We start from the raw sequence: 15006 nt of genomic DNA on the forward strand, positions 1-15006 counted from the left end.
GGGGGGGGCGCCGCGCGCCGCACGCCACCCGCCTGCTTCCTGTTCGCGACGGCTGCTGCGGGAGTTTCCGACGCCAGCGCCGGTTCGCGCGCCTTCTCGACCACGGCGGCGGGCTCAGCCCGCTCCGGCTCCGGCTCCGGTTCAGGCTTCGGCTCTGGCGGCGGCGCCGCGTCCTCCGCCACATTGCCCGCCCCCTCGACCTCCAGCCGGATGAGAACCGCGCCAATGGCCATCATGTCGCCGGTCTCGCCGCCGAGGTCGATCACGGTGCCATCGACCGGCGAAGGCACCTCGACCGCGGCCTTGTCCGTCATGACCGTCGCCAGAATATCGTCCTCGCGCACGCTGTCGCCGGGCTTCACATGCCACTCGGTCAGTTCCGCCTCGGCGATGCCCTCGCCGACATCCGGCAGTCGGATTGCATGGATTCCCATCGCTCAGTCCTCCATGACCTTCTTGAGCGCCGCGCCCACGCGCACCGGGCCGGGGAAATACTCCCATTCCTGCGCATGGGGATAGGGCGTGTCCCACCCCGTAACCCGGATGATCGGCGTCTCGAGATGATAGAAGCAGTTCTCCTGCACCAGCGCCATCAGTTCGGCGCCGAAGCCGGAGGTGCGGGTGGCCTCATGGACGATCACGCAGCGCCCGGTCTTCCTGACCGATGCCGTGATCGCGTCGAGATCGAGCGGAAGCAGCGTGCGCAGGTCGATGATCTCCGCATCCACCCCGGTCGCCTCGGCCGCCGCTTCGGCCACGAAGACCATCGTGCCGTAGGCGAGCACGGTAACATCCCCGCCTTCCCGATAGACGCTCGCCTTGCCGAGCGGCACGATCGCGTCACCCTCCGGCACATCCCCCAGCGGATGCTTCTTCCAGCTCACGATGGGCTTGTCGTGGTGTCCGTCAAAGGGGCCATTGTAGAGGCGCTTCGGCTCGAGGAAAATCACGGGATCGGGATCGGCGATGGCCGCGAGAAGCAGACCCTTCGCATCGCGCGGGTTGGACGGCACCACCACCTTCAGCCCCGAAACATGCGTGAACAGGCCCTCCGGGCTCTGCGAGTGCGTCTGGCCGCCGAAGATGCCGCCGCCGGCGGGCATGCGGATCACGATCGGGCAGGTGAAGTCCGCATTGGAGCGATGCCGCAGGCGCGCCGCTTCGCTCACGATCTGATCGAAGGCCGGGTAGACATAGTCGGCGAACTGAATCTCGATCACCGGTTTCAAACCATAGGCGGCCATGCCGATGGCAGTGCCGACGATGCCACCCTCGTTGATCGGCGCGTCGAAGCAGCGGGACTTTCCATATTTCGCCTGGAGCCCCGCCGTACAGCGGAAGACCCCGCCGAAAAAACCCACATCCTCGCCATAGACCACCACGCGCTCATCGGCGGACATCGCCACGTCGTGGGCATCGCGGATGGCCTCGATCATCGTCATCCGCGCCATCTCAGTACCCCGCCTCCTGACGCTGCCGGACCAGATGCGGCGGCATGGTTTCGTAAACCCCTTCGAACATGTCGCGCGGACTCGGATGCTTGCCCGTGGCCAGCGTGCCGATCGCCTCGGCCTTCTTCTGCGCGGTCATGACCATGTCAAGAATCTCGGCCTCGGCCTGCGTGTGGCGCTCGTCCGTCCATTCACCGATGCGGATCAGATGGCGCTTGAGGCGATCCACCGGGTCGCCCATCGGCCATGCCGCCGCCTCGTTCTGCGAGCGGTATGCCGCGGGATCGTCGGAGGTCGAGTGGCCGCCGGCACGGTAGGTGACATGCTCGATGAGCGTCGGCCCATGGCCGCTCCGCGCCCGCTCGGCAGCCCATTTCGCCACGGCGTGCACGGCCAGATAGTCGTTGCCGTCCACCCTTATGGATGCGATGCCGAAACCATGGCCACGCGCCGCGAACGTGCCAACGCCGCCACGCGCTATGCCCTGGAAGGTCGAGATCGCCCACTGGTTGTTGACAATGTTCAGGACCACCGGCGCGTCGTAGGTCGAGGCGAAGACCATCGCCGCGTGGAAATCGCTCTCGGCGGTCGAACCGTCTCCGATCCAGCCCGCCGCAATCTTCGTGTCGCCGGAGATGGCCGACGCCATGGCCCAGCCGACAGACTGCACGAACTGGGTGCCGAGATTGCCGGAGATCGAGAAGAAGCCGTGCTCCCTCGAGGAATACATGATCGGCATCTGCCGGCCATGCAGCGGGTCCTCTGCGTTGGAATAGATCTGGTTCATCATGGTGACCAGCGGATAGTCCCGCGCGATGAGCAGCCCGGCCTGGCGATAGGTCGGGAAGTTCATGTCGCCGGGTTCCAGCGCGCGGCCGAAGGCGCAGCTCACCGCCTCCTCGCCCAGATGCTGCATGTAGAAGCTGGTCTTTCCCTGACGCTGGGCGTTCAGCATCCGGGCGTCGAAGGTGCGCAGGGTGAGCATATGGCGCAATCCCTCGCGCAGCTCGTCCGGCGTGAGCAGGCCGGCCCAGTCGCCGACCGCCTCTCCCTCCTTGTTCAGGACCCTCACAATCGAGAACGCCATGTCGCGAATGTCGTCCGGGTCGACGCCAACCTCCGGACGCGCGACCGATCCCGCCTTGGGGATCTCGAACTCGGAGAAGTCCGGCGTATCGCCCGGCCGGCATCCCGGTTCGGGGACGTTCAGGGAAAGGGGTCTCGTTTCGCTGCTCATGCCGCTCGCCTCCGATCCGCTCTGGGTCGCACAAGAATAGCTGCAACCCGGCTGGCAGAAAATCGGGTTGTCGATGCGTTTCGGCGGTAGCGGGACGCGCGGTTGCGGCGGCCTGGGGCAGCCGCGCCATTCATTGTAAAGGATAATGCTCTTTGCGGCAGCTCGTGCGCCAAGGCTCTCTGTCTCCCCCCAGAAATCAACCTGAGGGAAAGTCTATCGCCTTTGCGGAATTTAAGAAGCGCGCTGCGAAACGTATTGCGCGCGGAATGGGTAATTTTCTCTCGTGTTGAAGGGCCTCCGCGATATTTTCTCCAAGCAGGCGCACAAGCGGCGGCTCGGTGAGTAATCGGCCGCGCTTTCGTCGGGGACGCGCTATCCCTCGCTCCGGCAAGCGGAACCGCCATCCTGAAGGTGCGTCCCCCGGCCGGAAAGCGGCGACCGGACGGACGCCCTTCATCGACGGGTGTCGTTTCCCTCGGCTTCGAGCGCGGCCCTGGCCCGCTCCGTCAGGAGCTTTCGGTCGGGCTTGTTCGTGCCCGCCAGCGGGATCGCCTCGATGAAGCGCACATGGCGCGGATGGGCGTAGGCGGGACCGTTCGCAAGCGTGTAGTCCTTGACGGCCTGTTCGGTGAGGTCGCTGCCTTTCCGCGTCACCACGAATGCGAAGGGCGCGAGGTTCTTTGTCTCGTGCGGTGCGGGAACGACACAGGCCTGATGCACGCCCTCCATCGTCTCGATCAGCTTCTCGACCTCGCCCGGCCAGACATTCTCGCCGCCGACATTGAACATGTCGTCGGCGCGGCCCACAAAGTAGAAGAAGCCGTTCCCGTCCCGCCGCATGATGTCGCCCGAGCGGTACCAGCCGTCCTTCATCACCGCCGCGGTTTTCTCCGGCAGGTTGTTGTAGCCTTCCATGGACATCGGTCCGCGAATGTAGAAGACGCCCTCGTCCGGCCCATCGCCCTCACGCAGTTCGATCTCCAGCCCTTCCGCCGGATAGCCGAGCGACAGGGCCGGTCGGGTCACACCTTCTGGATGCGGGCCGAAGGGGGACGGCCCGCCCTCGGTGGTGCCGTAGCTGTTGGAGATCGAAGCGCGCGGAAAGAGCGCCTGCACCTTGTCGATCAGCGCCTGGGTCAGCGGCGCGGACCCCATCGTGACGTCCGTCACGGAGGAGAAGTCCAGCCCGCCGATCTGGTCCGCCTCCTTCGCCACCAGCGCCAGCATTGTCGGAACGGAGGTGAGCCATGTCACCCGGAAGGCTTCGATCGAGCGTGCATAGACAAGCGCATCGAAGGACGGGAGGAGCACCGTGGTCGCCCCCGCCGCCAGGGCGCCCTTGGTCGAGATCGTCGCGTTCATGTGGAACATGGGCGCGGCGACGATGTAGATGTGGTCGTCCTTGTCGCCGAAGAGCTTGGCGCCCCGCTCCAGCGACCAGCGCTGCGAATCGTGCGACAGGAGCACGCCCTTGGGCATGCCGGTCGAGCCAGAGGTATAGAGCATCATGCCCACTTCCCGCGGCGCCGGCTCATGGGTCTCGAAGGGGCCGAAGTCGAGCAGCGCGTCGAAACCTCTCCCATGGAGCGGGATCAGGTCGGGGCCGGCCGGACACTGACCCGTCCGCGCCGCATCGTGGAAGATCGCCTTCAGCCCGGCATCGCGCGCGATGTGAGCGAGCGTCGGGCGCGGCAGCTTGTAGGAGAACGGCACCGCCACCATGCCCGCCCGCATGATGCCCATATAGGCGCTGATGAATGCGCGGCTGTTCTCGCCCAGAAGACCGATCCGGTCGCCGGCCCGGTAGCCGCGCGCCAGCAGGCCGCGGGCGATGGCGTCGCATTCCCGGTCCAGCTCCGCATAGCTGGTGCGGCACGCCTCGGCGCTGAAATCGCCCGGCTCGATCAGCGCCGTCTTGTCACCCCAGCGTGCGGCATCGAAGCACTTGCCCAGATTCTTCGAGATCATCCGATTTCTCCTGGCTTCAACCGACTTCCAGCACGACCTTGCCGATGATCCTGCGATCCTGCAGGTCATGCATCGCCTGACGGATTCCGTTCATCGGGATGACCCGGTCGATCACCGGCTCGAGACGGCCCGTGGCGATCAGCTCGAGCATCCTCACATGGTCTTCGCGTTCCCACCCGTTGGACCCAATGATCGTATGCTCGAACGACCAGATGTAGCGGATGTCGGTCTTCGGATCGTAGCCGCCCGTCGCCCCGCAGGTGAGGATTCGCCCGCCGCGCCGGACGGTCTTGAAGCTCTCCGCCCAGTGCGTCCCGCCGGAATAGTTCACGCAGACATCGACACCGCCACTGACGCCGCGCGTCCGCGGTTTGCCGAAGGTTTCCACCACATAGTCCACATAGTGGGTGGTCGACGTGTCGATCACGTGGTCGGCGCCGATCGCCCGCAATTTCTCGCCCTTGTCGGCGCTGCTGGTGACCGCGATCACCTTGCAGCCCGCCATCTTGGCGAGCTGGATACAGCAGGTCCCGACGCCCCCGCTGGCGCCGAGGATCAGCACCTTCTCGCCGCTCTCGATCCGTCCGCGCGTGAACAGCATGCGGTGCGCCGTGGCATAGGCGGTGGGCAGGCAGGCGGCGGCCAGATCGTCCACCGCGTCCGGCACCGGAACCAGCTGGTTCGCCTCGACCGCGATGAACTCGCACAGGCCGCCGCGCAGCGTCTCGCCCATCATGCCCTGATCGTTGCTCGGCTCGACGCCGACCCGCTGGTGAAGGGCGAAGCGCCCGCCATCCACCGCCGCGCCCAGTTCCACGATCTCCGCGGAAATGTCGGCGCCCGGGATCATCGGCAGCGGCGTGCGCAGGCCTGGAATGCCGCGCATGACCATCGGGTCAAAACCGTTCAGCGAAACCGCCTTCACCTTGAGCAGGCACTGGGTCGGCGTGATCTCCGGCATCGGAACATCCGCCTCGTGCAGGTTCTCGATGGGGCCGTGGGCCGTAAACTGTATCGCGCGCATTGCCGGTATCCTCGTATTTTCGTTCAGGCGGCGGACTTGACGGCGGAGGAATAGGTTCCGCGCCCGACCGCGATCAGCGCGCCGGTCTCGTCCGCGACCTCGATGTCCACCACGGCGATCGAACGGCCGCATTTGATCAGCGTCGCGGTGGCGAGCACCTTCGCACCCCGCGCGAACCGCAGATAATCCACATGCAAGCTGATGGTCGGCACGCCCTGCCCGACCTTCAGCGCGACCGCGTAGTCTCCCGCGATGTCGATCAGCGTCGCGATGACGCCGCCATGCAGTTCCACCCGCGCATCGTCGCGCGAGAATGCCTCCCGCGCTGTCAGGGAGAGCGTCAGCCGGCCCGCCGCCTGGTCGAAATCCTCGAGCGCGATGCCCAGCGTGCGGTGAAACGGGCAGCCGGCGACCATCGCTTCCAGTTCCGCCCGGGTCATGTCAGCAGCACCTCGCCCTTCGGCGTGTCGAGCCGCAGCAGGAAGCCGGGCGTCACCGCGCGCCGCACTGGGACACGCACCCCCAGTTTCCCGTAGATCTCGCGCAGTTCGTCGGCGCGCGGATGCAGCGCCGCGAACTCCAGCATCGTCAGCCCCTTGGGCGTGACCTCGCAGGGATGCGGGCTGTCCATCCAGTCGATCAGGAAGGGGATCATGTCTCCCCAGACGGGATCGCTGACATAGATCGACCGCCATTGCAGCTTCACCCCGTCATCGCGCATGCGCGTCATGTAGACCGGGTCGCTGGCGTCGATCCCGAGCGCCCGCGCCGTATCGCGATAGGCCTCCAGGCCCGCCCCGCGGATGCCGAACGTGTGCATCTCGGGAGCCGCGAGCCTGCCGATGCGCTCCGCGCGCTCGCGGAAATTCTCCTGCGCCGGATCGACGGAGATCACTTCGAAATAGAGCTGGTCCCCCAGCGACGCGAGCGTGTTGCGCGTGCCGAACCCCGCATGGCTGCCGCCCTTGCCCGGCGTCACACCGGTCGCGGCGGAAAACAGCGCCGAACCCTCGTCGAGATCGGGAACCGCCCACAGCATGTGGTCCAGCCCCAGTTCTCCGCTCACATAGTCGATCATTCAGCCAGCTCCCGCAGTTTTCGAGCCAGCGCCGCGGGTTCGGCGGCCAGCCAGGATTCATTGAACTTGACGGTCATCCGGTCGCCGGCGAGCGGCGGCAGTTTCAGCCCGAGCCGCTGCGCGCGCGCCGCGAATGCCGCAGGATCGCCGGGCGCGCGCGGAAGGATCAGCCGGACGGCATTGGTGCCGTCGGCGAACCGCTCGACCGCGACCGGGCCACCCTCCATGGCGGCGAACACGGCCTCCACGTGGCGAACCACCTCCGCCCAGAGCGCGTCGAACCGCGACAGCTTGTCCTGCGCCATCACCGCCGCCGGCCACATCTGCCAGAGGCCGCCGCCATAGGCGCGCCGCTGATGGTAGACATCGTCGAGAAGGGCCGCCTCCCCCGCAAGGACGCAGCCGAAGGGCGCATCGAGATATTTGTAGAGCGACAGGTAGACGAGGTCGAAGGGGGCGGCCATGTCGGCAGGCGATTGCCCCGTGACCGCGCATTCGATGAGCATGCGCGCGCCGTCGAGAAACATCGGGACGCCGTGCTCGCGGGCCACCTCGGCAATCGCCGCGATCCGCCCGGAACCGAAACGCCGCCCGTCGATCCTGCGGCTCGGGCTTTCGATGGCGATGCAGCCGATCCGCGCGGCGACCCGCGCCGAAGCCGCCCGGGCGATTTCGTGCTCCACATCTGCGGCTTCGAAGCCGGCGCCTTCTCCCGCCAGCGGCACCATGGTGAAGCGTCCGAGCGCCGCCAGATTGTCGCCGGCATCGTTGAAGAAATGCCCGTCGCGATGCACCAGGATGCGCGCATTGTCCGTCCCGGCGAGGAGGCGCATGGCGCAGAGATTGGCGAGCGTCCCGGTCGGGAAGACCACCGCCCGCTCCTTGCCGAGATGCGCGGCGATCCGCGCCTCGAACGCCTCGACGGCGCCGCCATTGCCGTAATAGTCCGAAACGGTCTTCCCGTCGGACGTCAGGCTTGCCAGCCGCTCGGCCATCTCCTTCGGCGAAAGCAGCGCCGCGTCGTCAACCAGCGAGATCATGCACATCTCCTCTCATCGCTGCATTGGTCCCGGCAATGCCGCCACCGACACAGCATTCCGCGAGATTGCCGCCGGACATGTAGAGATGCCCGAATGCCGATCCGCATTCGCCGGCGGCGAAAAGCCCCGGAATGGCGTCGCCGCCCGGCGTGAGCACCCTTTGCTGCGCGTCATGCACGGGACCGCCCTGCGTGTTGGAGACGACCGGCTCGACGGGAGCGACGAAGTATGGCGCCTTCAGCGCATGCAGCGAGGAAGCGGGCCGCCCGAACCGCGCGTCTGCTCCGCCGGCGCACGCGGCGTTCCAGCCTCGAAGGCTTTCCCCGACGATGGCCGGATCCGCCCCGATGATCTCCGCCAGGGCCGCGCAATCCGCGGCGGAGCGAAACAGGCCGGACTCCACTTCGCTGCTGTTGTCCACGCTCCAGTCGTAGCGCGCGGCCGCATCGTTGCGCGTCGGCTTGCCGAGGGGGTACATCGCCAGCCCGGCGGCGTCGGTCACCATCCAGGCCGGGTTGCGGTCGTGGCGTTGCCGCGCCGGGTCGAAAGTCGCGAGCGCTCGCCCTCCGGTGTCCTGCACATAGGGCTCGTACTCGTTCATGAACCGCCGCCCGGACCGGTCGAGCAGGATCCACGGCATCACCGGCAAGCCGCCCGGCGCCTTGCAATCGGCATCCGGCGTCCAGTCGGGAAGCCGCTTCACCCGCACGCCGAACGGATAATCCCGATCGGGCAGGCGGTAGCCATAGCAGCCGTGCCAGTGCCACATGTGCCAGAGGTCCGCGCCCGCCGCCTGCGCCATGCGGATGCCGTCTCCCGTGTTGCCGGCATAGGCCGCCGACAGGGCCGGACCGCCCGGCCAGTACTGGGCCTGCATGGCGGGATCGGCTTCGAAGCCGCCGCAGGCAAGCACCACCCCGCCGCGCGCCGCGAACGTTGTCCCGTCGGCCAGCGTCACCCCGCCGACCGCGCCCTCGCGCATGAGGAGACGGGCGACAGGGCTTTCCAGCCGGACGTCGATCCGCGCGCCGCGCTTCTCGACATTCATCTGCAGGAGTCGGAACAGCAGCGCGCCCTGCTCCGCGCCGCGGACATGGGGCCATGCGGCCGCCGGATCGAAACCCTCGATGGACTCGACATAGGCGAAGCCGAATGTCCCGCCCCCCGGGAAAGGATAGTTTGCAGGCGAATGGCGGTTCTCCACCCGCGCTCCGGTGCCCTGCGCCAGCGCGGACAGCCGCGCCGCGACCCCTGCCATTCCCTCGGCCAGTTGCCGCAGCACCGGGTCCGGCGTCTTGCCCCCGCAGGTCGCCTGCAGGTAGGCGAAGGCCTTGCCGGCATCTTCCGCGGTGCGCAGCCCGCCCGCCGAGCAGATCGATATCCCGCCCGGTTGCGCCGCCTTTTCCAGGAGAAGCACACGGGCGCCCGAATCCGCTGCCGCGATTGCCGCGAACGCGCCGGCATAACCATAGCCAACGACGATCACGTCATACGGGGCTGCGCCCGGTGTCGTCATGCCGGCGCTTTCAGCGCTTCAGGCCAGAGGGCGCGCAGGCCGTCGACCACGTCGCCCACCGTCGCGTCCAGCGATGCCTTCCCCTTGGCCTCGGTGGCCAGCGTCGGGTCTCCGCGCACGCCTGTCTTGCTGTAGTCGATCCCGCTCGTCGGATCGGGATTGAAGATCGTCGGGAGATAGAAGACCGTGTCCGGCGCAGCCGCCAGGTTTCCGTAGTCCTGCTCGGCCTTTCCTGCGCGGATGCGCTCGGGCGCCAGCGCCTGGATCAGCGCGGTCTCGTGCTCGTCGCCATGTCCGCCATGCGCCTGCTCCATCAGGCCGTCGGCCGCCTTGCCGAGACGGCTGATATGCGCCGCCGCGACACGAATGCCGGTGTGCTCGTAGAGTTCGCGCAGCGTCACGTTGACGATCGGCTCGGTGGAGATCCCCGTATTGACCACGAGGATCCGTGTCAGCTTCTGGGCGATGAACCCCTTGAGCACGTCATGCAGCAGGGCCGCGAAGGTTTCCGGCTCGAGATGCTGGCTCCCCGGATAGTGCCGGAAGGCCGGATAGTAGCCGAAGCTGATCACCGGCGCCGACAGCACCGGCAGTTGCGCCAGCACGCCGTCGCAGATGCCGCGCGCCAGCAGATAGTCCGTGCAGAGCGGCAGGTGATGGCCGTGCTCCTTCGAGGCGGCACCGATGGGCACCATCATCACCGCGTCGCGGCGGAACCATGCATCCGCCTCCGGCCATGTCAGGTCTTCGAGCCAGCGCCCGGTCTGCGTTTTCGTCATAGCCATTGGTCGAGAAACCTCCGCACGTCATTGCCCCAGACGGCCCCTCCCTGCCCGTACAGGAAATGGCCTTCGTCCTTCGTCAGGCCGAAGCCCGGGAATATCTTCGACTGACAGACCTTGTCCGTCCCCTCCAGCGCGGCGGCGAGTTCCGCCGTCGGCGCGACGCTGTAGTCGTTCTGCGCCTGCATGAAGTAGATCGGCTGCGTCAGTTGCTGCGCAGCGTCCAGCATCGCGTCGCGCAGCCGCGGCGCGCGCTCCCAGTTCATCGCTGCGCCGGCGAACTCGACGGCGCAGCGGAACCGCGGGCATCGCGACGCCGCCAGCAGCGTAACCGTGCCGCCGAACGAGCTTCCCATCACGCCGATATGGCCTTCATCGATGTCTGGATGCGCTTCCAGCATGTCGAGCGCAGCGATGACGTCGCCGCTCTCGTCGAAGAGCCGCTTCTGGAGCTGCGTGTCGTATTCTTCCGTGCCGTATTCCGCGCTGACCTCCTCGCGCCAGGCCGGTCCCGGCGAGTTGCCGTATCCGCGCCTGTGCGGCAGGAAGGAGGCGATGCCCCAGCTCATCAGCAGCGCCGCCGTACCCGGCCGGCAGACATCCGAGGTTCCCTGATGGATCGAGCTTCCGTGATTGGTCACCATGCAGGGAAACGGCCCTTCGCCCGGCGGCAGATAGAGATAGCCCGACAGGACGCGGCCGTCGCTTTCGAAGCTGATCTCCCGCGGCACGATCGCCAGGCCTTCGAGGGACACGTCGCGCAGCACCGTCGCCGGATGCGCGGCACGGCGAAACACCCGGCGTTCGAAATGGGTGATGTAGCTTTGCATCGTCTTGCGGATGCGGACGAAATCCTCGCTGCCGGCCCGCGCGTCCATATCGCGGGCGCGTTCGGCCTCGTTGGCGAAGCGGCACTCCCAATGCACGAGGTCGGGTGCGTTCCCTGAACCCTCCTCGATGAAGATCTCGCCGACCGCGAGGCCGATCTCGCGCCTGATCTCGCATGCCGCCTGGCGGGTCGCCATGACGGCTTCGAACGCTCCCGGCTTGGGCGTATAGGTCGTGCGCTCAAGCACCATCGCGGATTCCTTTGTCGCTCACATTGGGGAAATGGCAGGCCGCCCAGTGCTCCGGCGCCAGCGCGTCCAGCACGGGGGTCTCGACGCGGCAAACGTCCTGGACCTTCTCGCAACGCTGGTGAAACGGGCAGCCGGGCGGCGGATCGATGGGGCTGGGAATGTCCCCGCTCAGATATTTTCTGGTCCCGCGGCGGCTGTAATCGGCCTCCGGAATGGCCGAAAGAAGCGCCGAGGTGTAGGGATGTTTCGGGTTCTCGAACAGCGCCTGTTCGGAAGCGAGCTCGACCACCCGTCCCAGATACATCACGGCGACACGGTGGCTTAGATAGCGCACCACGCCCAGATTGTGCGAGATGAAGAGCAGGGCAACCTGCGTCTCGCGCTGGATTTCCTTCAGGAGGTTGAGAATCTGGGCCTGCACGGACACGTCCAGCGCCGAGACCGCTTCATCGCAGACGATCAGCCTTGGCCGGATGGCGATCGCCCGCGCGATGCCGATCCGCTGGCGCTGGCCACCGGAGAACTCGTGTGGATAGCGGTCGGCATAGGCGACCGGCAGCTTGACGATCTCCATCACCTCGTGAACCCGCCTAGTGATCGCGCTCCGGTCGGACGAAAAATTCTCCAGCGGCTCCGCGATGATGTCGCGGACCTTCATGCGCGGATTGAGCGAGGAATACGGATCCTGGAAGATGATCTGTATGTCCTGGCGGATCGCCTTCAGCTGCTTGCGCGACAGGCGGGTAATGTCGTTTCCATCGAAGAGGATGCGCCCCTGCGTCGGGCGCGTCAGCTGCAGGATGGTGCGCCCCAGCGTGGATTTTCCGCAGCCGCTTTCGCCGACCACGCCAAGCGTTTCACCCGGATAGACGTCGAGGCTGACATCGTTGACGGCGCGCAGGGTCAGGTTCTCGCCCGACAGCGCCGAGCGCTTGATCTGGAAATCCTTGGTGACGTTCTCGATGCGCAGGATGGGAACAGCACTCATAGACCGGCCTCCACCGCGCGGGTGACATCGAGTTCGCGGGCGGCATCGAGCCTGCAGCAACGAACGGCATGGTCGGGCGCGACCGCCACAAGCGAAAGCGACGGATCGCGGCACATGTCCGCGGCGATGGGGCAACGCGGCGCGAACCTGCAGCCCGGCTGGTGGTCGGACGGAGACGGCGTCGTGCCCTCGATCACCGGCAGGACCTCCTGCTTCTCGTGTGCCGAGGGGATCGAACGCAGGAGAAGCTTCGTGTAGGGATGCGTCGGCCGTGTGAACAGCCGCTCCGCCGTGGACTGCTCGACGATCTGGCCGGCATACATCACCACCACCCGGTCCGCCGTCTCCGCCACCACGCCCATGTCGTGCGTGATCAGGAGAACGGCCATGTCCAGCTCGTCGCGCAGATCGACGATCAGCTTCAGGATCTGCGCCTGGATGGTGACGTCGAGCGCCGTGGTCGGCTCGTCGGCGATCAGCAGCTTCGGGCGGCAGGCCAGCGCCATGGCGATCATGATGCGCTGCTTCATGCCGCCGGAAAGCTGATGCGGATAGTCGCGGGCGCGCTTCTCCGGCGCCGGAATGCCCACCTGCGCCATCAGCTCGATCGCCCGCCGCTGGGCGCTCTGAAGATCGGCGCCGGTGTGCTCGACCAGCACTTCCGCGATCTGGAAACCCACCTGCAGGATGGGGTTCAGGCTGGTGCCCGGCTCCTGGAAGATCATGGCCATGTCGCGGCCGCGCTTCTCGCGCATCCGCGCCGGGCTGAGCTCGGTCAGCACCTCGTCGCCGAACCTTATGCTGCCGCTCTCGATGCTGCCCTGCGCGCCGAGCAGCCCCATGATGGCGAGCGAGGTCACCGACTTCCCCGACCCGCTTTCACCGACGATGCCGACGATCTCGCCCGGCTTCACCGAGAAGGCGATGTCGTGGAGCACCGTCACGGATCCCCGCAGGCCCGCAAACGATACGGACAGGTCGCGGATGTCGAGCAGTGTGTTCGCCCCGGACGCCATCAGTTCCGCACCTTCGGATCGAGCACGTCGCGCAGGCCGTCGCCCAGGAGGTTGAAGCCGATCATGGTGATGCCGAGCGCCAGGCTGGCGAACAGGGCGAGGTGCGGATCGGTGCGCAGTTGCGAAAGCCCGTCGCGGATCATCGCGCCCCAGGTGGGTTCCGGCTCCTGGATGCCGATCCCGAGGAAGCTCAGCGTCGCCTCGGCCATGATGATGAAGCCGACGCCGATGGAGGCGCGCACGATCAGCGGCGCGACGATGTTGGGCAGGAAATGCCGGCGCATGATCTTGTGCGCGGGCGTACCCGAGACGATGGCCGCCTCGATGAACATCTCGTGCCGCAATCCCAGAACGAGCGACCGCGTCAGGCGGGCGATGCCCGGCCACCAGACCATCGACAGCGCGATGATGACGGTCAGCGTTCCAGGCCCGAGCACGGCCGCGACGAGGATCGCGAAGATGAGCTCGGGAAAGGCGAAGATGATGTCCACCGTCCGCATGACGAGCGCATCCACCCAGCCACCGAAATAGGCGGCGCACATGCCGAGCACCGTGCCGATGGTGAGCGTGACGGCCAGTACCGACATCGAGACGATCAGGGACACCCGGCCGCCGAGCACGATGCGGCTGAAGACGTCGCGGCCGAGCGCGTCCGTGCCCATCCAGTGGGTGCTGTCGGGCGCCCGCCAGCTCGCCAGCACATTGACCTTCACCGGGTCATGCGGCGTCAGCAGCGGGCCGAACAGCGCCATCAGCACCACGAAGGCGACGATGACCGACCCGATCATCGCATTGCGGCTGCGCCGGAAGCGCAGGAAGAAATCGGAACCGGGTCGCGCGGTCTGGGAAGTGGAAGGTGCCGCCACGGATCAGGCCTTCGTGTTGGTCAGCCTGATTCGCGGATCGAGCGCCGTATAGGCGAGGTCCACGATCAGATTGATGATCGAATAGAACATGGTGAACAGGAGCACGATCGTCATCGTGACCGGATAGTCGCGGGCGAAGATCGATTCGATCGCCAGCCGGCCGAGGCCGGGAATGTTGAAGATCGTCTCGACGACGAACGTGCCGGACAGGAGGCCGCCAAAGATGATGCCCACGGTCGTCAGCAGCGGCACGAACGTGTTCTTCAGGGCGTGCCGATAGATCACCAGCCGCTCGCGCAGCCCCTTGGCGCGCGCCGTGCGCACGAAATCCTGTTGCAGCACTTCGAGCATGTAGGTTCTGGTCAGCCGCGCCACATAGGCCGTCGGCGGGATGACCAGGATCAGCACCGGCATGACCAGATGCTGCGGCGTGCCCCAGCCGGCGACCGGCAGCACCGACCATTTGATCGACAGCAGGTAGACCAGGAAGGCCGCCATCGCGAAATTGGGGATGGAGATGCCGGAGACGAGGCCAAGAATGACCGCCGTATCGGCCCAGGAGTTCGCCCGCTGCGCGGCGAACACGCCGAGCACGACCCCCAGCGGCACCGCGATCAGGATGGCGGTGATCGCCAGAATGGGGCTGATCAGCAGGCCACCCGAGATCACGTCGAACACCGTCGTGTTCGCGAAGCGGAAGGAAAGCCCGAACGTACCGTCGGCAATATGCGCCAGATAGTCCAGGAATTGCACCGGCAGCGGGCGGTCGAGCCCATAGTCCGCCCGCAGCCGGGCTTCGAGGTCGGCATCTCCTGAGCGATCCGACAGCAAAGCCATGATCGGATCGCCCGGCACGAATTGCACGGCCACGAAAGTGATGACGATTGCAAGGAACCAGACGCCCAGCAAACCGGCCAGGCGCCGCGCAGCATATTCGATCATTGTTCGCTCTTTTGTTGTG

Annotated in this window: 15 protein-coding genes; all 15 read right to left on the bottom strand. The window is 66.6% G+C overall.

Features of this window, described 5'->3' with window-relative positions:
• The coding region (locus NA2_RS10260) for a biotin/lipoyl-containing protein (protein WP_008596673.1) at window positions 1-434 on the bottom strand (434 nt) is incomplete at its 3' end.
• A gap of 3 nt (window positions 435-437) precedes the next feature.
• A complete protein-coding gene (locus tag NA2_RS10265; RefSeq protein ID WP_008596674.1) occupies window positions 438-1451 on the bottom strand; it encodes an alpha-ketoacid dehydrogenase subunit beta in 1014 nt (337 codons plus the stop codon).
• A gap of 1 nt (window position 1452) precedes the next feature.
• Entirely contained in the window at window positions 1453-2688 is a 1236-nt protein-coding gene (locus tag NA2_RS10270; protein ID WP_008596675.1) for a 3-methyl-2-oxobutanoate dehydrogenase (2-methylpropanoyl-transferring) subunit alpha, read from the bottom strand.
• 453 nt (window positions 2689-3141) lie between these two features.
• Complete coding sequence (locus NA2_RS10275; RefSeq protein ID WP_008596677.1) at window positions 3142-4656, bottom strand: class I adenylate-forming enzyme family protein; 1515 nt, start codon at window positions 4654-4656, stop codon at window positions 3142-3144.
• Window positions 4657-4672: 16 nt separating this feature from the next.
• Window positions 4673-5680 (bottom strand): quinone oxidoreductase family protein, encoded by a 1008-nt coding sequence (locus tag NA2_RS10280; protein WP_008596680.1) that lies wholly within the window; start codon window positions 5678-5680, stop codon window positions 4673-4675.
• A 23-nt stretch (window positions 5681-5703) separates the two neighbouring features.
• The gene (locus tag NA2_RS10285; protein ID WP_008596682.1) at window positions 5704-6120 is read right to left on the bottom strand and encodes a PaaI family thioesterase; all 417 of its coding nucleotides are present in this window, start codon (window positions 6118-6120) and stop codon (window positions 5704-5706) included.
• Window positions 6117-6758: a VOC family protein gene (locus tag NA2_RS10290; protein WP_008596683.1), complete on the bottom strand. Its 642-nt coding sequence runs from the start codon at window positions 6756-6758 to the stop codon at window positions 6117-6119. Before NA2_RS10290 ends, NA2_RS10285 begins: the two co-directional genes overlap by 4 nt.
• Window positions 6755-7798 carry a threonine aldolase family protein gene (locus tag NA2_RS10295; RefSeq protein WP_008596686.1) on the bottom strand — a complete coding sequence of 348 codons (1044 nt, stop codon included), beginning with the start codon at window positions 7796-7798 and terminating at the stop codon, window positions 6755-6757. The genes NA2_RS10290 and NA2_RS10295 overlap by 4 nt, the downstream gene beginning before the upstream one ends.
• Window positions 7782-9314 carry an FAD-dependent oxidoreductase gene (locus NA2_RS10300; protein WP_008596688.1) on the bottom strand — a complete coding sequence of 511 codons (1533 nt, stop codon included), beginning with the start codon at window positions 9312-9314 and terminating at the stop codon, window positions 7782-7784. The genes NA2_RS10295 and NA2_RS10300 overlap by 17 nt, the downstream gene beginning before the upstream one ends.
• The gene (locus NA2_RS10305; protein WP_081582658.1) at window positions 9311-10099 is read right to left on the bottom strand and encodes a creatininase family protein; all 789 of its coding nucleotides are present in this window, start codon (window positions 10097-10099) and stop codon (window positions 9311-9313) included. The genes NA2_RS10300 and NA2_RS10305 overlap by 4 nt, the downstream gene beginning before the upstream one ends.
• Window positions 10090-11175, bottom strand: coding sequence for an alpha/beta hydrolase family protein (locus NA2_RS21255; protein WP_008596692.1), 1086 nt, complete (start codon window positions 11173-11175; stop codon window positions 10090-10092). The genes NA2_RS10305 and NA2_RS21255 overlap by 10 nt, the downstream gene beginning before the upstream one ends.
• Complete coding sequence (locus NA2_RS10315) at window positions 11165-12163, bottom strand: ABC transporter ATP-binding protein (RefSeq protein WP_008596693.1); 999 nt, start codon at window positions 12161-12163, stop codon at window positions 11165-11167. The genes NA2_RS21255 and NA2_RS10315 overlap by 11 nt, the downstream gene beginning before the upstream one ends.
• Complete coding sequence (locus NA2_RS10320) at window positions 12160-13179, bottom strand: ABC transporter ATP-binding protein (protein ID WP_008596694.1); 1020 nt, start codon at window positions 13177-13179, stop codon at window positions 12160-12162. The genes NA2_RS10315 and NA2_RS10320 overlap by 4 nt, the downstream gene beginning before the upstream one ends.
• Window positions 13179-14045 carry an ABC transporter permease gene (locus NA2_RS10325; protein ID WP_008596695.1) on the bottom strand — a complete coding sequence of 289 codons (867 nt, stop codon included), beginning with the start codon at window positions 14043-14045 and terminating at the stop codon, window positions 13179-13181. The genes NA2_RS10320 and NA2_RS10325 overlap by 1 nt, the downstream gene beginning before the upstream one ends.
• Window positions 14046-14048: 3 nt before the next feature.
• Window positions 14049-14987, bottom strand: coding sequence for an ABC transporter permease (locus NA2_RS10330; RefSeq protein ID WP_008596696.1), 939 nt, complete (start codon window positions 14985-14987; stop codon window positions 14049-14051).
• Between the last annotated feature and the right edge of the window lie 19 nt (window positions 14988-15006).

This window comes from Nitratireductor pacificus pht-3B (assembly GCF_000300335.1).
Classification (GTDB): Bacteria; Pseudomonadota; Alphaproteobacteria; order Rhizobiales; family Rhizobiaceae; genus Nitratireductor; species Nitratireductor pacificus.